Origin of the sequence: Candidatus Rickettsia kotlanii, assembly GCA_030295365.1 — a bacterium.
GTDB classification, from domain to species: domain Bacteria; phylum Pseudomonadota; class Alphaproteobacteria; order Rickettsiales; family Rickettsiaceae; genus Rickettsia; species Rickettsia kotlanii.
In genome coordinates this window covers 670,639-687,077 of sequence record AP027062.1, presented here as the reverse complement: position 1 = coordinate 687,077, position 16,439 = coordinate 670,639, and the positions used below count along the sequence as shown (strand labels likewise).

Below are 16,439 nucleotides of genomic sequence, written 5' to 3'. Positions count from 1 at the left end.
TAGATTAGTTTAATCTTTTAAGAATATACCTGTAGCCTAATAAAACAATATAAATCTATTGTAGCAATGTTAGCACGTAATATAACAAAAATTAATCTCAAGGGCAATGATAACTATTTTACATTTTATTTTACGGTTATAAAGCTTTAAGATTAATTAATATTTGATAACAAAATAATAAATTTTATGTCTATAATTGATTTTTCTAGTTTCAGCGGATTAAATAAAGAACAACAAAGACTTTTAATAAAATTAAAAGGTTTTACAAAATCTTTGAAAATGAATGTAAAAGATTTAGAAGATCATTTATTTTATATTTTACAAAATTCTTTAAATGAATTATCTCACACGGAAAATATCGATGTAGCGAAAATAGAAAAACTTTTCAATAGGACAATCCAAGAATCTATATCTGAAGTGCTTGAGACAGCATATCAAGAACAGTTAAAAACACAAGATATCTTTTTATTTGACAGGATTATTGTAGCAAAATGTTTAAATGTTTTAGAATCTTAAAATTTCAGCAAGAATTAGATAAACTTTATCCTGGAGCTTCTAAAAAAATTATAGAATCATTAGACAACATATTAGTCGGGATTATATCGACTCAAATACCGATGCTTAGAATATTTATACAAACAAGCGGAATACTTGAAAAAGTAAATAATCTTATTGACTCTGAAAAAATTATTGCCAAAAATAACAAAATTGCATAATTAATATAAAAGAAATAAGGAAAGAGGCTAAATCTCATGAAAAACTTGAAAACATCTATAAAAAAGCCAAAAAAGTTGCTACAACTTCAGAAACATCAAAAGAACTGCCTCGAAAAATTATTGAAATAGCAAATAAAGGCCCTAATAACCAAGTTTCACTGGAGAATGTTGTAAAAGCTGCTAAAGCTATACCAAAAAGCAGAAATGAAGTAGAAGAAAAAATCACAGAACTCAAAAGTAATATTGAAAGTGCAATTCCACAAGATATAAATATTGACAAATTAAACTCTGTAAAGAATACTATCTCTAGTAATCTAAATGAAGCTAAAACAGAATTATTATAAAGTATTAAATCTGGAAGCTTGTTGTGGCGAAAAGATAGAATCCTTATGTAAAGCAGTAGAAAAAGCTATGAAAATTGCAAGCGACATAAAAAAATAGTAAGAGTAATACCAGGAAGTCAAGAACTCGGGGATGTTATAAGTCTAACAATAAAAACTAACTTATTACCGCATCCGGTCTTAACAATTGCAAAGCTAACTCCTGATATAGCTAACTCAGTTAATACAGTTAATATAGGTAAAGCAGTGGTTACTATACTTTCTAAAACACACAACTTAACTCAACAACAAGGAAGCGCAAAATAGTGTCTAATTCTAATACTCATATTTTAATTACCATAGGTTGCTTAGCATTATTATTAATATTTTTAATATATAAGAAAATAGCAGCACGTAAAAAAAATATATTACCTGTTGAAGGAGGTAATATTGATGATTCGCCAAATGTTGCCCTTAATAGTCAAAAACCAGAAAATAAAAAGCTGACATTACAAGAAAGAATAGAACTATCTTGGAAATTCCTGTATAATATCACGGAAGTTATTTTAAATAAATTCTCTAAAGAAGACATCATTCAAGTGAATAAATGCGGTCAAGTTTTATTTGAAAATAACGTTAGATATGAACATGTAGTCGATCTTGCAATCCCTCAAGTTAAGTCTCATACTCAAACAGTTGAACAAGAACAATCTAAAGGGAAAAAAGCCTTAGGGGTATAACTCTTTTCTTTGAAGCATGTTTAAAATCAATTGTAATAAATGCCTTTTATTAGGTTTGAACTTCATAGTTAGCTTTTTGTTGCCTAGAAATACCTTACATATTCTTAATACAAACCCGTTAACTTGATACTCCCAGAGTGCCTAAAGGTGCCATATTATACGATCTTACCTTTATCCATAACAATAATTCTATCCATATGCTTAATAGTAGGTAATCTGTGGGCTATAGCAATTATCGGTAAACTTTTGATAAATTCATGAATATTTGCAGCTTTGGCGGCATTTTCTATTTCCTAAGGCAAAGCATTCTCTTTTACATATCCGATATTCTTACTTACTGAGCAATGAAAAAGCATGATATCTTGAGGAATTAATGATATCTGCTCCCACACAGGCTGTCAGAGGAAGTATCGTAAAGGCTTTGGTTATCGATTATAATATCGCCAATTTCGGCTTAAAATTTTTCAATAATAATGCAATTAAAGTGGATTTACTGCTACCTGAATGCCCAACAATACCCACTTTCTCACCGGCTTTAATATGCAAATTAAGAGACTGGCATACACTACTCCCCTCTTTATAAGCAAACGATATATCCTTAAATATAATCTCCCCCTTTGAAGATTTTTAATTCAGCAGCATTTTAGTATCTTGTGGGATTTGGATGATTGTAAAGGCGGAGCAAAACGCTGCCATATCTTCTAAAAAGTCTTTAAGTTCCATAGTGGCATGCCACGAATTTTCAGTAACTAAAAAAGTAAGGGACATAATAAAAGCAATATCGCCGATACTAATTTCACCAAGATTACGTTAAATGAATTACATACACAAATACACCTGTTAAATATACCCAATATACTAAACTGAGTATTATGCAAATAATTAAATCATATTTGTAATATTTTATTGTTAGAAGGTTATGTACATTATGGTAATAATACTTTATTTAATGCGCGCTGCTTTGCTGCAAACGAAAAAATAGTAAAGATGTTTATAATACAATCAGCTACTATACTAAGCATCTTGCTTATCTTGTTCCATTTTAGCAAGTTTAGTAAAAAACTGTAAAGCAAGCGGTAAGTCAATAGCCATAAAGGTACTAATGACAACAAATACTTTAATATTAGTAAGATCCAGTGCAATACTGGAAAGCAAGGTAATTAATAACGGTTTGCTTAATTGATACTTGATTGCTTGGTACATTTTATAATAATTCCGTACTCTTCCGACGATAGAACCCGGGAAGGTTATTTTGAAAATAAGTATACAGCAAATTAAAACAGTGATTACATATTTTATTCATCATACCTTGAAAAATATGAGGCATTACTTTAAGTTGCGTAAAGTTATGAGCACGCCAAACACCATCAAGTATAGCTTGTGCTGCTACAAACCATATTATCGGTTTATAAATTTGAGCAAATATAATCTTTTCATTTTGGGTAAATAAATCAAGCAAAAGCTTTACAGCATAATTATATATAATAGGATGAAAGCCGCTTGCAATAGGCCCAAGCATCATAACAAAATACCAATATTTATACGGCTTTATAACAGACCATGAAAAAAACAGGATAAATTTTGATTTCCATAAGTTGAGAAATGTATGTTATTCTTAGATAAAAGCGGCCTTATTACACGTGCCCTTGTTGCATGACTCTTATGTCATTCCCGCGGAAGCGGGAATCCAGTACCTTAAAGCTTTGAAATTTATAAAAAAATCTTGGTCTAAAAGATTTTTTTGGAAAGCTCGATTTGTCTTGCTTTACCCTGAATTCCTGCCTTTGCGGGAATGACATCGATCCTTAAGTTATCACCCATACACGATCAACGGAATGACATTATTGTAGATAAGCTATTAATATATTAGTATCAAAGGTAGCTTTCATTCGTTCTACTCATTACGTAATTTAGTGTGATATTCTAAACTATCTAGATTTTTAGCTTTCCAGAGTCCAAAAGCGTTTTCAAATACTTTATTATTGTAATCATTACTAGCAATGTAACTAGTTAAAGCTTGCCCAATAATTTTATCTCTTGATATTTTTTTCTTGGATAGTTTATCTAGAATTTTAATTTACCAATCAGCTACATAATAGTTCTCACATAATCTCCTTAGGATTTTTTCCTAATTGGGATATCATATCCCTATGATATGTATCATTATCTTATATCATCCTTTAGATTTAAAATCTACAAATATTTCTCATTCTCTTCTTTAACCATAGCTATTAACTGCTCAACCGATAATACTTCTTGGTCAGTAGTTCCAAGCCTTCTAATCGCTACTTGTTTATTTTCTTGCTCTTGTTTACCGATTACTACAATCATCGGTATTTTTTGATTAAAAAACTCACGAATCTTATAGTTAATTTTATCAGGTGAGATATTAAAATCTGTTCTCACCCCGTTATCAATTAAAATTTTCTGCACTTCCAAAGCGTAATCGTTCAAATCACTGGTAATAGTTGCAATAGCAACCTGTACTGGTGCAAGCCAAAGCGGAAACCTACCTGCATATTCTTCAATCAATATACCAATAAAACGCTCAAGTGAGCCAAGAATCGCTCTATGTAGCATTACAGGTCTTTTTTTCTCTCCGCTTGCTGCAACATAGCTAGCGTCTAACCGCTCCGGCAAAACAAAATCCATCTGAAGCGTACCACATTGCCATTGCCGCCCTATCGCATCGGTTAATACAAACTCAAGCTTCGGACCGTAAAATGCCCCCTCACCCGGGTTTAGTGCATAAGTAAACCCTGCTTTTTCTACTGCTTTTTTTAAAGCATTCTCAGCCTTATCCCAAACTTCATCGCTCCCTGCTCTAATTTCAGGACGATCAGAGAATTTTACCTTTATATCAGTAAAGCCGAAATCCTTATAAACTTCAGTCAGTAATTTACAAAAACTAACCGTTTCATCGGTAATTTGTTCTGCAGCACAAAATATATGTGCATCGTCTTGCACTAAACTCCGCACCCTCATTAAACCGTGCAACGCACCGGACGCCTCATTACGATGACACAAACCAAACTCTGACATACGAAGAGGTAAATCACGATAACTCTTGACACCTTGTTTGAAAATCTGCACGTGGCAAGGGCAGTTCATCGGCTTCAAAGCTAATGTCTTGTCGTCTATTTTGAATGTAAACATATCATCACGAAACTTTTCCCAATGTCCTGAAGCCTCCCAAAGGCGTTTATCGACCAAAACAGGAGTCTTAACTTCGGTATAACCGTTTTTACGAATCTTTTTCTTAATATACTGCTCAATGGTATTATATATACTCCAGCCTTTATCATGCCAAAATACCATTCCTTGAGCTTCTTCTTGGAAGTGGAATAAATCAAGCTCACGCCCAAGCTTTCTATGATCACGCTTTTCGGCTTCTTCAAGCATCAAGAGGTAACTATCTAGCTGCGCCTTCGTAGCCCAAGCAGTGCCGTATATACGCTGTAACATCTCATTACGACTATCACCTCGCCAATACGCTCCTGCAACTTTCATCAACTTAAAATGCTTAACAATCCCTGTAGAAGGAGCATGCGGACCTCGGCAGAGATCAATAAAATTACCTTGCCTGTATAAAGTAATTGGCTCACCTGCCGGAATTGAAGCAATAATTTCGGCTTTATAATGCTCTCCTATCGATTTAAAAAACTCTACGGCTTTATCCCTATCCCATAGCTCTCTTGTTATTTTCTCGTTCTTTTGTGAAAGTTCTTGCATTTTAGCTTCTATAACGGCTAAATCATCAGTGGTAAAAGGTTTATCACGAGCAAAATCGTAATAATAACCGTTTTCAATTGCAGGACCAACCGTTACCTGAGTTTCAGGGAATAGTTCTTTTACTGCTTCTGCTGTTAAATGTGCCGCATCATGCCTTATTATCTCAAGACATTCAGGATCTTTCACAGTTAAAATACGAAGCTTGCAATCATTTTCAATTACGATACTTAAGTCTTGAAGCTCACCGTTTATTTCAGCAACCATTGCTGCTTTAGCAAGTGACATTGAAATTGCATTTGCTACTTCATAGGCGGTAATATTTTTTGCAAATTGTTTTATACTCCCATCGGGAAAGGCAATGTTAATCATTCTTTTATAACTTATTTTTTCTTCAAATGTTTTACTTGTAGAGCTTATCTCGTAGCTCTTATGTCATTCCTGCTTTTGCAGGAATGACACTTAGATTACTCTCTTTCTTGATCTATCATAGCCATAGCATTCATAAATTCTAATACTCTTGCATCACTAAGGATCTGATCAATAGCTTTATCGTTAAAGGTTAGTCTGGCGTCTTGACTTTTTACATCAACTACTAAAGATTCACCATCTTTTAATTCAGAATTTTTACTAAAAACTTCTATTGCCCTAAAGCCGTATTGCTTTATTACTGAAGATTGTTTTCCTAGATTTAAAGCCAATTCCTTAGAATCTTCTATTTTATTAAGCACCGGTACAATAGCATTATTAGTATAATGCACAAAATTATTTATCACCGCACTCGGATCCGATAATTTTATTACGCTTTCTAGATTCAGAGGATTATCTATATTAGGCATATCAATATCAATAGCAAAATTAAAATCATCTATTACAAGATTAGTTTTACCAGATAATTTTTTTGCTTCAGGATCAAACTCACCTTTCAAATTAAATTCGGAATTATTTATTTTTGCAAAAACACCCATTACTCTTTCCCCATCTTCTTGAGTAATAGGGCTAGTTAGTTTAAAAATTTTATCTAACTCAGCTCTTTTATTTAAACCATTACTAAAGTAACTTCCTAAAGCTTCAGCTACCGTTTTTTGGTATGTTTCAGAAGGTTCTATAGTAGATTTAATATTTAAAGCAAAATCAAAAATTTTATCTTTTTCTATATTTAATTTATATAAATTACTTTCTACTTTTCCTTTTCTTTCAATATCACAAGCAAATAAAAACGGCTTACCTTTTACTAATTCTCCTAACATCTGCATAAAAATAACAGCATGCATATTCTCATCTTGCTTTTGATCTAGAGCAAAACTTTGAATTAATAATTTCCCAAGAGCTACTAACTCATCACTATATTTTAGTTTTAATTTGGAATTGTAAGAAATAGGTAAATTCAATATATCTAACTTTGTCAAACCATACTCAAAGAAAGCAGTATCAAAGTCATTAACTATTTGATCTCTCAAAAATTCAAAAATTTTATCATATAAATTTCTTCTGTAATTCTCAGAAATAAAAGAAACAGTATTTTTTCCATCTAAAATTAACAAATTCAGGTTACCTGATGTCTTAGTATTAGTAATTACAGAATTACTAATATCACTCTCTGCTAATTTTTCTGCATCTCGAGAACTATAAAGAGTTGATTTATTGTCACTCAAGCTTAATTTCCAATAATCAGGCTCTCTATTAAACAAAGATTTTCTAAACCAAATTGTTATATGATGATCAGGTGAGTAAAAAATATTTTTTTCATCTTGAGCGGTAGTAATTTTTACATTATTTCCGTAAGAATCAATTTTTGTAATATTCAAAAACGGTACATGTCTAATAACTATTTCATCAAAATAAAAATCTATAGGTTTTAACATTACTTTATTTAAAGTAACACTAAATCCATATTTATTAACTTTTACTGCATCATAAGTTATATATTCTCCATATTTATCAAGAATAGAGATAATATTTTCTTTACTTTGATGTTCAAATTTATAGGCAGCATATCCCCACCCTACTAGGATTAGAGCTATAAAGCTTATTATAATAAATCGTATTTTCACCTTGTTTACTGTAAAAAATTATTAAAAATCAGAAATGTTGTTCCTGCGTAGACACCTAATCGTCATTGCGAGCAGCCGTAGGCTGCATAGCAATCTCGTCAAATATCCTGAGATTGCTTCGTCAATTACCTTGTAATTTTCCTTGCAATGACGAAAAACCAAACTTTGTAATAAAACCCTAAACAGTCGAGAATAGCATATATCGCTTAAAAAGTATATTTATTTTTCTTTTAAACGATCAGCTATTAGCTGATATGATTCAAAAACCTTATTTGGTTCTTTTTCGAGTAATTCAAACCCCAATTTTTCATTACTGTTAATATGCCATAATCTACAATTATCCGGACTAATTTCATCAGTTAACATAATGATAGATTCTTCACCGTTAAACACACGCCCAAATTCTAATTTACACTCAACAAGCCGAATCCCGACACCGATAAATAAGCCGCTTAGAAAATCATATATACGCAAAGCCTGCTCTTTTACCGCTTTAATTTCATCCCTAGTTAACCAGCCGAAATTTAATATTTGATACTCATTAACTATCGGATATTTAAATTCACGACTTCGGACCTTAAAATCAATGATAGGTTTATCAAATACATACCCTTCATCCATTCCGAATTCTTTTACAAATCTACTGCACGCTATTGATGATATTATTACTTGTATCGGGAAAACCTCAACATATTGAATTAATTGCTCCCTCATATTTATTTTTTCGATAAAATGATTTTCAATGCCGATCATTTCTAGTTTATCCATTAGAAAGGAAGAAATATTATTATTAAGTACTCCTTTACCTGATATATCAACAGTCTCACCTGTTTCTAAAATAGCCTTATCGGAAAAAGCCATTATAAGTAAAAAATCTTCTTCGGCAGAATATAAAATTTTACTTGAACCTTCATATAATTTTTTTTTCATTTATTTGTCTCAAAATTCATTTTCCTCATCATTGCAAGAAAATTACACAGTAATTGACGAAGCAACCTCAGGAGTTATTATTTCATGAGATTGCCACGTAGCCTACGGCTGCTCGCAATAACGACTCTGGTATCCACACAAGCATATCATTAAAATCCCTGAAGATCATTCGGACCGATAATGGCCGACGTAGTAGTACCACTAAATATTTTATTTGCCGTATTAATAATATCATCAGCTTTTATGCTCATGATAATTTCCATAATCTCTTCAGGAGAAATATATTTATCGAAAACAGAATAATTTTTACCTATTTCTTCTGACTTATAGGTATTTTTTTCTTGAGCCATTTGTAAATTACTACGCAGTTGTATTTTAGCTCTAAGAATCTCTTCTGTACTTACTTGTTCAGTCATTTTTATTATTTCGTTTTTAATCTCTCTATATAATAACTCTAATTTATCATGTGCAGTGGATGCATAAATTGTAAACACTCCACTATCAAAATAAGCACTATTATAACTACCTACTGCATATGCTAAACCTAATGTCTCACGAATACTTTGAAATAAACGCGATGACATACCGCCACCGAATATTATAGAAAGTACATGGGCTTGGTAAAGCTTTTCTAAATTAATATATGATATACCTTCAAACCCTAGCAATAAACTAGTTTGCTCTAACTCCTTATTAATAAAGCCGTGTCCACCTATATATTTTGCCGGAATAAAGCTACTTTTTACTCCTGGCTTCAAAGAAGAAAATAACTGTTCCGCTATAATTACTATTTTATCATGATCAATATTACCGGCAATTGATAAATAGAGATTTTCAGCATTATAATGTTTATCTATAAAATTAAAAAAATGTTCTTTCGTAAAAGTTGCAAGGGTTTTAGCAGTGCCCAAGATTGACTTACCCAACGATTGTTCTCTATAAACTTTATTATAAAATTTTTCATATACTAGGTCATCTGGATTATCCTGATGATGAGCAATTTCCTGCATGATCACCTGATATTCCTTAGCTATTTCCTCATCAGCAAAAATAGAATTTTGAATTATATCGGCAAGTATATTAAGTGCTTTATCACAATTTTCAGACAAGACTCGTGCATAATATACCGTATTCTCATGACCGGTATAGGCATTAAAATGCCCGCCTATAGAGTCAAACTCTTCCGCTATCTGTTTTGCCGTTCTAGTTTTTGTACCTTTAAAAGCCATATGCTCAAGAAAGTGAGATATGCCGTCCTCTTTTGCATTCTCATAACGTGCTCCAACTTTAGCAATTAAATTGATTGCTACCGAATTAACATAAGGCATATTATATGTTAAAATTGTTAAACCGTTTTTTAATTTACTAACATTAAAATTTTCTTTCATAATTTATCTTTTATTTTCTAAATCGTCATTGTGAGGAGACGCATAGCATCGACGTGGCAATCTCAGGAATTTTATATTACTTCATGAGATTGCCACGCTCTTTATAGTCACTCGCAATGACGTTTTTTGATTTAAGCGATGACTCTCTTAACTTCGTAAGCCTTAGAAATCTTGCAAAAGCAAAAATTATTGAATCTACAAAACCGTCAAAACCAAATACAAAATAGCGTCTGATAAAGAACGCTTTAAAAAACCACCATATCATTTCAGTTGTTAAACGAAAATTTGAAAGCTTTTTTCCTTGCTTAACTAAATCTTTTGCTTGCTCGCTAGAATAAAAATTTGCTTTAGTGACCAACTGCTCAATTGAAGTACCCGAATAATGATAAGCAGCTTCATTTAATAGATAAATTTTACCTGCAAAATCAACATCTTTATTAAATATTACCGAATCATGAGTAGTACCATTTACGGTATTTGCAAAGCTTGCAAATTTTTTATTATACAACCGAATACATTTATTAAATGGAGCAAACATTCGTGGCTTTTGGTCATTACGATGCATTATTAACAGTTTTATTTGATAAGCTAAATAATGATGTTGATTATGAGAGGCGAAAATATACTCTATTTCGTCTTGTAACTCTTTAGACAACTCCTCATCGGCATCAATATTAAGAACCCAATCATTTACGCAAAGGCTTTCGGCAAAAGATTTCTGTCCTACATAACCAAGCCACGGTTTTATTACTACCTTTGCTCCTAATTTTTCAGCTATTGCTACCGTATCATCAGTACTTTCGCTATCGACTACTATCACCTCATCAGTAATATTTTTTACGCTATTTATAGCTCGTGCTACCCTTGTGGATTCATTTTTGGTAATAATAAATGCTGAGATTTTTTCAGTTAATGATTTATTCATAATGTGTATACATTCTAAGAATTTTTACAACTTTTTCTTGTTTATAAACTTCATAAACCAACCTATGTTGAATATTAATTCTTCTTGAATAGCAACCACTAAAGTCACCAACGAACTTTTCATATGGGGGATAAATTTTCCAAGGATCAGTACTAACTATGTTTAATAAAACTTCTACTTTATTCTTTAAACCGGCTTGCACTATTTTCTTAGCATCTTTTTGTGCTTGTGTAGTGTAACGAATTATATACATTTATAAAAAATTACCAATTTAATTTATCGCTACACTTTGCTATAGACTCTGCTCGTCCTTCAATTATAGACTTATGCATATTTGGAATAGATAATAAATATAAAGTTTCTTCCATATTACGATAATCTTCTTCTGAAATTATAACTACATTATTTCTTTTACCTTTAACATAAACAGGTTTGTGTACATCAGAAACATAATCTATAAGTTTATAAAGCTTACTTCTTGCTTCGCTTGTATTATATATTTCCATTATTTTTTCCTTATAGTTAGTGAGACTTAATATTAATAACGTACTATAAACAGTACGTTTTGTCAAGATTATATTCCTACTATCACCCTAAACACTAGCTTAACTACATAAGTTAAAAGTAATGTGGATAATAATCCGCCAAGCCATAGGATAATAAACCATTGCCACCCTTTAAGACAAGAGGTTATTTTTTTAAATTTTTTAATATATCGGATAATGAGATGATTTGCCACGGAATATATAATAACAATAGAATGTGTAGCCAAGTATGACAGGTAGGAATATCCCCGCCCCTATCAACAGTAAAGACTGTGACTCCGGTGCTGCTGCTGCAGTTTCAAGCGTAACTTTATAAGGAACGATATATGGCCATATGCTTATCACAAGCCCTAAATATCCTAATAAAAATAACAAGATCGTATAAATAAACGGCTTTACTTCTTTTTTCTGCTTCACGGCTTTAATTAACTTGATAAATATTAAAGCAGTTACAATAGGTACAATAGATAAATAGTAAATATTAGGTACACTAAACCAACGATGATTTATGTGGTTATTTAAGAAAGGAACCCATAAGCTTACAAGCCCCATAAAAAGTGCAACGTAAAATAAAACATATAAAGCAGATTTATAAGCCCAATCTTGTGTTGTCTTTTCTGTTTTTAGAATAAGCCAAGTAGCACCCAAGAGGGCATAACCGAATATTAATGCTATCCCCGTCATAACGGAAAAGGGAGTAAGAAAATCAAAGCTCTCTCCTGCAAATTCTCGTCCTTCTACCTCTATTCCTTGGACAAACGTACCAAGTATTAAACCTTGACAAAAAACAGCAAGCATAGAACCGAAATGAAAAGCGTAGTCCCAAATATAACGATGACCTATATGAGCCTTAAAACGGAATTCAAAAGCTACACCACGAAGTATTAGACCGAGTAACATCAATATAATAGGAATATATAAAGCCGGCATTAATAGCGAATATGCCAACGGGAAAGCCGCAAATAAACCACCGCCACCAAGTACTAACCAAGTTTCATTACCATCCCAAAAAGGAGCAATAGAATTGATCATTTTATGACGGCAATTATCGGTAGGTGCAAACGGAAATAAGATTCCTACTCCTAAATCAAAACCGTCTAATAAAACATATAAACAAATAGCGGTAGCTATAAGCCCCCCCCAAACAAGCGGTAAATCTATATAAGGTGCAAAATTTAACATAAACTTATTATTCTTCTAATAATGGGTTATTCAAACCACTCTCTCCATACATTTCTTTATTATCTATCGCTTCTATACCTTTCTTTATCAAATGTATTATATAATATATACCCGCTCCGAAAATGATCACATACACTACTATAAAAGCAATTAGAGAAATAAATACATATTTGCCGGGTACCGGTGATACCATATCCACGGTTTTTAAAATATTATATACTATATAAGGTTGTCTACCTACCTCAGTTACGAACCAACCAGCAAATACTGCAATAAAACCTGAAGGGGACATTAATATATACCAATATTGAAACCAATGCGTAGTATATAATCTTTTCTTCAAGTAAAGATATAACCCCGCAATACCTGTAAATACCATTAAGCAACCGATTCCTACCATAATACGAAAACTAAAAAATACTACTGCAACCGGCGGACGCTCTTCTTTTGTCCATTCTTTTAATCCTTTCACTTCACCGTCTAAACTATGCGTTAAGATTAAACTACTAGCATAAGGTATTTCTACAGCATATTTTGTTTTTTCTTCTTCCCCGTCAGGAAAGCCGATAAGATTAAAAGCTGCTCCTTTTTCTGTATTCCAAATACCTTCCATAGCCGAGACCTTGACCGGCTGATATTTAAGAGTATTTAAACCATGCAGATCACCAATAACTATTTGAATAGGTGCAACGATTAACGCCATTAACACCGCCATAAAAAGCATAATTTTAGCATGCTCTTTATAACGATTATTTAGTAAATAAAAGCTAGCTACACCACCGATAACAAAAGAAGTAGTTAAATAAGCCGCCGTAATCATATGGAAAAAGCGATATGGGAAAGAAGGGTTAAAGACAATTTCTAGCCAATTTAAAGGATAAAAGAATCCTTCACCTCGCAGTTCAAAACCAGCAGGCGTATGCATCCAACTACTAGCTGCAAGTATCCAAAAAGCTGAGATTACAGTACCAACAGCAACTATTAACGTAGAAATACAATGTACTTTTTTACTGACTTTATTAAAGCCGAATAACATTATACCTAAAAAAGAAGATTCAAGGAAAAAGGCAGTAAATACTTCAAAACCGAGAAGCGGACCGAGGACATTTCCAACCTTATCTGAAAAATTCGACCAGTTAGTACCGAATTGATAAGACATTACAATGCCCGACACTACTCCCATACCAAAAGTAACGGCAAAAATCTTCACCCAAAATTTGTATATTTCTTGATAAACCGGCTTTTTTGTTTTTAACCATAACCCTTCAATTACCGCTAAAAAGCTTGCAAGCCCTATAGTAAAAGCAGGGAATATTATATGAAAACTTATGGTAAAAGCAAATTGAATCCTTGATAATAATCCTTGATCAAATTCCATATTTAGGCTGCTGTTTTAAGATAATAAACTTTGTGACAATAACAATATACTCACCAGTGTAATAACGTATACTTAATACGTGAGTACCACAGTACCTTATATAGCAAATTTTTCAAATTAAACGAGTATACAGTATTTGATTTAATCATACACCTCTGCTATTATTAAATTCTATCTGATTAGTTTTAACAAATTTTCCTTTTTCGGAGTTCCAATTGTAATGAACATTTACTATTCTTACTTCTGTAACATTAATATCACCATTCGGCAATTGCGTTACATCATACCCTTTTCGGATAGAATCTGTAATTAATAAACTTGCTTGACAAATATATTTTACATCAAAGAATGGAGAATTGTCTTCCTTAAACTTTTCTTGTTCTTCTAAAAAATTATTAGATAATTCTTTTTCTTGCATTTCTAACAATGTTAAAGTTATTTTTTGCATTTTGTAGCATTATTTAAGGTAAGAAGCAAGGCTTGTTTATTGTTTTTCCACAGGTTTAATATTTTAAGGTATATTTTTACAAAATAATTAAATTAAAATATGCTCCAAAATAACACACATTTAATATATTATTTTAAAATCGAGGTACATTATCGTGATAAAATACCCTACTTTATCTAAATCAACATTTAGTTTAGGTATTTATTTTTTAAAATTCGATAAAGTTAAAATGACTTTATTGACTGTAATTTGTATTTTACTCGGTATGATTCCAGCGATTGATAGTATATTACTTCAGAAAATCATTGATTTAATAGAATCTTTCAATGATGAGAACACTAATAATCTTTTATTTGCCATGATTTACTGGGCAGTATTTTATGCTCTTTGGTGGGAGAGTATTAATATAGCATATCGTTCATATGATTATTTGTATCTCAAGACTATACCTGTAATAAAAGGGAAAATACTAAATGAACTTTATAATTATACCCAATATCATAGCCATAAATTCTTTCAGGATAATCTAGCAGGACATATTAGCAATCGTATTACCGAAACTGCAAGATCGTTTGAGATGATTATTTCAATATTTGGTGAAAAAATTCTTCGTAAACTCGCTATTATTGTATTTGCATTAATTGCTTTATATTCGGTACATTACGTTTTTGCTACGATATTTATTTTATGGATTATGGTTTTTTTAGGACTTAGTGTTCTTTTCTCGGATAAAATTAATAAATACTCATTAAATTATGCTAGAAGCCAATCTTTTGTTGCCGGTAGTATCGTAGATGCAATTAGCAACATTAATGCGGTTAGAATGTTTACAGCCCATAAATTTGAACGTCAACATCTAGAAACAAGAGTAGAAAATGCCGTAGCCGATGAGCAGACTATGCAATTCTTTATGTTCAAATTGCGTTATGCTCTTGGGACTTCTTGTTCAATAATGATTTTTATAATGATTTATTATTTATCTAAACTTCGTAGCGAATTATCTATAAGCATAGGTGATTGCGTATTAGTGCTAACATTATGTATAAATGTAGCAGACGATATTTGGGATTTAACGCAAGAAGTCGGTGATATATTCGAGCAGATCGGGGCATTTAATCAAGGCTTATCTTTAATGGCACCGCATATTATAACTGATATTGAAAACGCTACTCCATTAGATATCAAAGAAGGGGTTATTGAATTTAGAAATGTTACATTTAATTATCATCATAATAACAATCTATTTTATAATAAATCGGTATTAATACCGAGTAAACAAAAAGTAGGACTAGTTGGCTTTTCAGGTTCAGGGAAAACCACTTTTATTAGTTTACTCACTAGGTTACATGATATAGAAGAAGGAATGATTTTAATAGATAATCAAAATATTAAAAACGTAACTCAAGATTCTTTAAGAAAAGCCATTAGCCTTATACCTCAAGAACCGGTGCTTTTTCATCGTACCATTTTGGACAATATCAGATACGGGAAAAAAGAAGCTACTCTTGAGGAGGTTATAGAAGCAGCAAAAGCTGCACATATTCATGATGTTATCGATAATCTACCGGACGGTTACAATACTATGTGCGGTGAACGGGGGAATAACTTATCAGGCGGCCAGCGTCAAAGAATTATCATAGCAAGAGCTATCTTAAAAAATGCTCCTATTTTAATTCTCGATGAAGCAACAAGTAGCTTAGATAGCGAGACAGAAAGCCTGATTCAAGAGTCAATAGATTATTTAATGCAAAATAAAACCGTGATAGTTATTGCTCACAGATTATCTACTTTACTCAATATGGATAGAATTTTAGTTTTTGAAAAGGGAAGTATAATCGATGACGGTAGCCATGCAGAATTACTAAAAAATAGTAAGCTATATCAAAAATTATGGAACTCTCAAGTTAAAGGGTTAATAGTGTGAGGAGGTATTACCCATGTTTTATATCATTCCTGCTTTCGCAGGAATGATATAATACCAGCCTCAATCTTTAAATTAAATCATTATGAGCCACTATTTCTCCTATTGCTACAACTTGAAGTAGTCTGCAATCTGTCATCGCTTTTATTGCACTCTCAAGTAA

General features: G+C 31.9%; 16 protein-coding genes and 1 pseudogene. 3 read left to right on the top strand and 14 right to left on the bottom strand.

From position 1 onward, the window contains the following. Window positions 1–186 precede the first annotated feature (186 nt). Both QUD19_RS03765 and QUD19_RS03760 read left to right on the top strand, forming a co-directional pair. A pseudogene (locus QUD19_RS03765) lies at window positions 187–1,363 on the top strand (hypothetical protein). Then, a complete protein-coding gene (locus QUD19_RS03760; RefSeq protein ID WP_498807377.1) occupies window positions 1,363–1,776 on the top strand; it encodes a DUF2660 domain-containing protein in 414 nt (137 codons plus the stop codon). Before QUD19_RS03765 ends, QUD19_RS03760 begins: the two are co-directional and overlap by 1 nt. Window positions 1,777–2,208: 432 nt before the next feature. Here QUD19_RS03760 and QUD19_RS03755 read toward each other — a convergent pair whose 3' ends face one another. From QUD19_RS03755 to QUD19_RS03690, 14 genes are all read right to left on the bottom strand, one after another. Beyond that, window positions 2,209–2,298: a hypothetical protein gene (locus QUD19_RS03755; RefSeq protein ID WP_498808667.1), complete on the bottom strand. Its 90-nt coding sequence runs from the start codon at window positions 2,296–2,298 to the stop codon at window positions 2,209–2,211. A gap of 492 nt (window positions 2,299–2,790) precedes the next feature. After that, a complete protein-coding gene (locus QUD19_RS03750) occupies window positions 2,791–2,979 on the bottom strand; it encodes a hypothetical protein (RefSeq protein WP_498807375.1) in 189 nt (62 codons plus the stop codon). A 1-nt stretch (window position 2,980) separates the two neighbouring features. Continuing rightward, window positions 2,981–3,298, bottom strand: coding sequence for an ABC transporter ATP-binding protein (locus QUD19_RS03745; RefSeq protein ID WP_498807373.1), 318 nt, complete (start codon window positions 3,296–3,298; stop codon window positions 2,981–2,983). Window positions 3,299–3,670: 372 nt separating this feature from the next. Further along, window positions 3,671–3,853, bottom strand: a complete 183-nt coding sequence (locus QUD19_RS03740; RefSeq protein ID WP_498808666.1) for a hypothetical protein — start codon at window positions 3,851–3,853, stop codon at window positions 3,671–3,673. A 116-nt stretch (window positions 3,854–3,969) separates the two neighbouring features. Continuing rightward, window positions 3,970–5,877: a threonine--tRNA ligase gene (thrS, locus tag QUD19_RS03735; protein ID WP_498807371.1), complete on the bottom strand. Its 1,908-nt coding sequence runs from the start codon at window positions 5,875–5,877 to the stop codon at window positions 3,970–3,972. A gap of 95 nt (window positions 5,878–5,972) precedes the next feature. Then, on the bottom strand, window positions 5,973–7,559 hold the full coding sequence (locus tag QUD19_RS03730; protein ID WP_498807370.1) for a phosphoribosylaminoimidazolesuccinocarboxamide synthase: 1,587 nt from the start codon (window positions 7,557–7,559) through the stop codon (window positions 5,973–5,975). Between the two features lie 219 nt (window positions 7,560–7,778). Next, complete coding sequence (locus tag QUD19_RS03725; protein WP_498807368.1) at window positions 7,779–8,489, bottom strand: phosphoribosylaminoimidazolesuccinocarboxamide synthase; 711 nt, start codon at window positions 8,487–8,489, stop codon at window positions 7,779–7,781. Between the two features lie 149 nt (window positions 8,490–8,638). After that, window positions 8,639–9,877, bottom strand: a complete 1,239-nt coding sequence (locus QUD19_RS03720; RefSeq protein WP_498807366.1) for a M16 family metallopeptidase — start codon at window positions 9,875–9,877, stop codon at window positions 8,639–8,641. 76 nt (window positions 9,878–9,953) lie between these two features. Continuing rightward, window positions 9,954–10,802 carry a glycosyltransferase family 2 protein gene (locus QUD19_RS03715; protein WP_498807364.1) on the bottom strand — a complete coding sequence of 283 codons (849 nt, stop codon included), beginning with the start codon at window positions 10,800–10,802 and terminating at the stop codon, window positions 9,954–9,956. Next, a complete protein-coding gene (locus QUD19_RS03710; protein ID WP_498807361.1) occupies window positions 10,795–11,055 on the bottom strand; it encodes a Txe/YoeB family addiction module toxin in 261 nt (86 codons plus the stop codon). The genes QUD19_RS03715 and QUD19_RS03710 overlap by 8 nt, the downstream gene beginning before the upstream one ends. 10 nt (window positions 11,056–11,065) lie before the next feature. Beyond that, window positions 11,066–11,308, bottom strand: a complete 243-nt coding sequence (locus QUD19_RS03705; protein WP_498807360.1) for a type II toxin-antitoxin system Phd/YefM family antitoxin — start codon at window positions 11,306–11,308, stop codon at window positions 11,066–11,068. A gap of 201 nt (window positions 11,309–11,509) precedes the next feature. Next, window positions 11,510–12,529, bottom strand: coding sequence for a cytochrome d ubiquinol oxidase subunit II (gene cydB / locus QUD19_RS03700; protein WP_498807359.1), 1,020 nt, complete (start codon window positions 12,527–12,529; stop codon window positions 11,510–11,512). A 7-nt stretch (window positions 12,530–12,536) separates the two neighbouring features. Continuing rightward, window positions 12,537–13,907 (bottom strand): cytochrome ubiquinol oxidase subunit I, encoded by a 1,371-nt coding sequence (locus QUD19_RS03695; RefSeq protein ID WP_498807358.1) that lies wholly within the window; start codon window positions 13,905–13,907, stop codon window positions 12,537–12,539. A gap of 145 nt (window positions 13,908–14,052) precedes the next feature. Next, window positions 14,053–14,325 (bottom strand): DUF2671 domain-containing protein, encoded by a 273-nt coding sequence (locus tag QUD19_RS03690; RefSeq protein WP_498808665.1) that lies wholly within the window; start codon window positions 14,323–14,325, stop codon window positions 14,053–14,055. Between the two features lie 184 nt (window positions 14,326–14,509). On the opposite strand from QUD19_RS03690, the gene QUD19_RS03685 reads away from it, so the two are divergent. Then, entirely contained in the window at window positions 14,510–16,279 is a 1,770-nt protein-coding gene (locus QUD19_RS03685) for an ABC transporter ATP-binding protein (protein ID WP_498807356.1), read from the top strand. Window positions 16,280–16,439 lie beyond the last annotated feature (160 nt).

Bases quoted from the DNA above. Each gene is read 5' to 3' on its own strand.
- thrS (WP_498807371.1), bottom strand. From the start codon at position 5,877: ATGATTAACATTGCCTTTCCCGATGGGAGTATAAAACAATTTGCAAAA.
- QUD19_RS03745 (WP_498807373.1), bottom strand. From the start codon at position 3,298: ATGATGCTTGGGCCTATTGCAAGCGGCTTTCATCCTATTATATATAAT.
- QUD19_RS03725 (WP_498807368.1), bottom strand. From the start codon at position 8,489: ATGAAAAAAAAATTATATGAAGGTTCAAGTAAAATTTTATATTCTGCC.
- cydB (WP_498807359.1), bottom strand. From the start codon at position 12,529: ATGTTAAATTTTGCACCTTATATAGATTTACCGCTTGTTTGGGGGGGG.
- QUD19_RS03690 (WP_498808665.1), bottom strand. From the start codon at position 14,325: ATGCAAGAAAAAGAATTATCTAATAATTTTTTAGAAGAACAAGAAAAG.
- QUD19_RS03750 (WP_498807375.1), bottom strand. From the start codon at position 2,979: ATGTACCAAGCAATCAAGTATCAATTAAGCAAACCGTTATTAATTACC.
- QUD19_RS03710 (WP_498807361.1), bottom strand. From the start codon at position 11,055: ATGTATATAATTCGTTACACTACACAAGCACAAAAAGATGCTAAGAAA.
- QUD19_RS03705 (WP_498807360.1), bottom strand. From the start codon at position 11,308: ATGGAAATATATAATACAAGCGAAGCAAGAAGTAAGCTTTATAAACTT.
- QUD19_RS03695 (WP_498807358.1), bottom strand. From the start codon at position 13,907: ATGGAATTTGATCAAGGATTATTATCAAGGATTCAATTTGCTTTTACC.
- QUD19_RS03720 (WP_498807366.1), bottom strand. From the start codon at position 9,877: ATGAAAGAAAATTTTAATGTTAGTAAATTAAAAAACGGTTTAACAATT.
- QUD19_RS03715 (WP_498807364.1), bottom strand. From the start codon at position 10,802: ATGAATAAATCATTAACTGAAAAAATCTCAGCATTTATTATTACCAAA.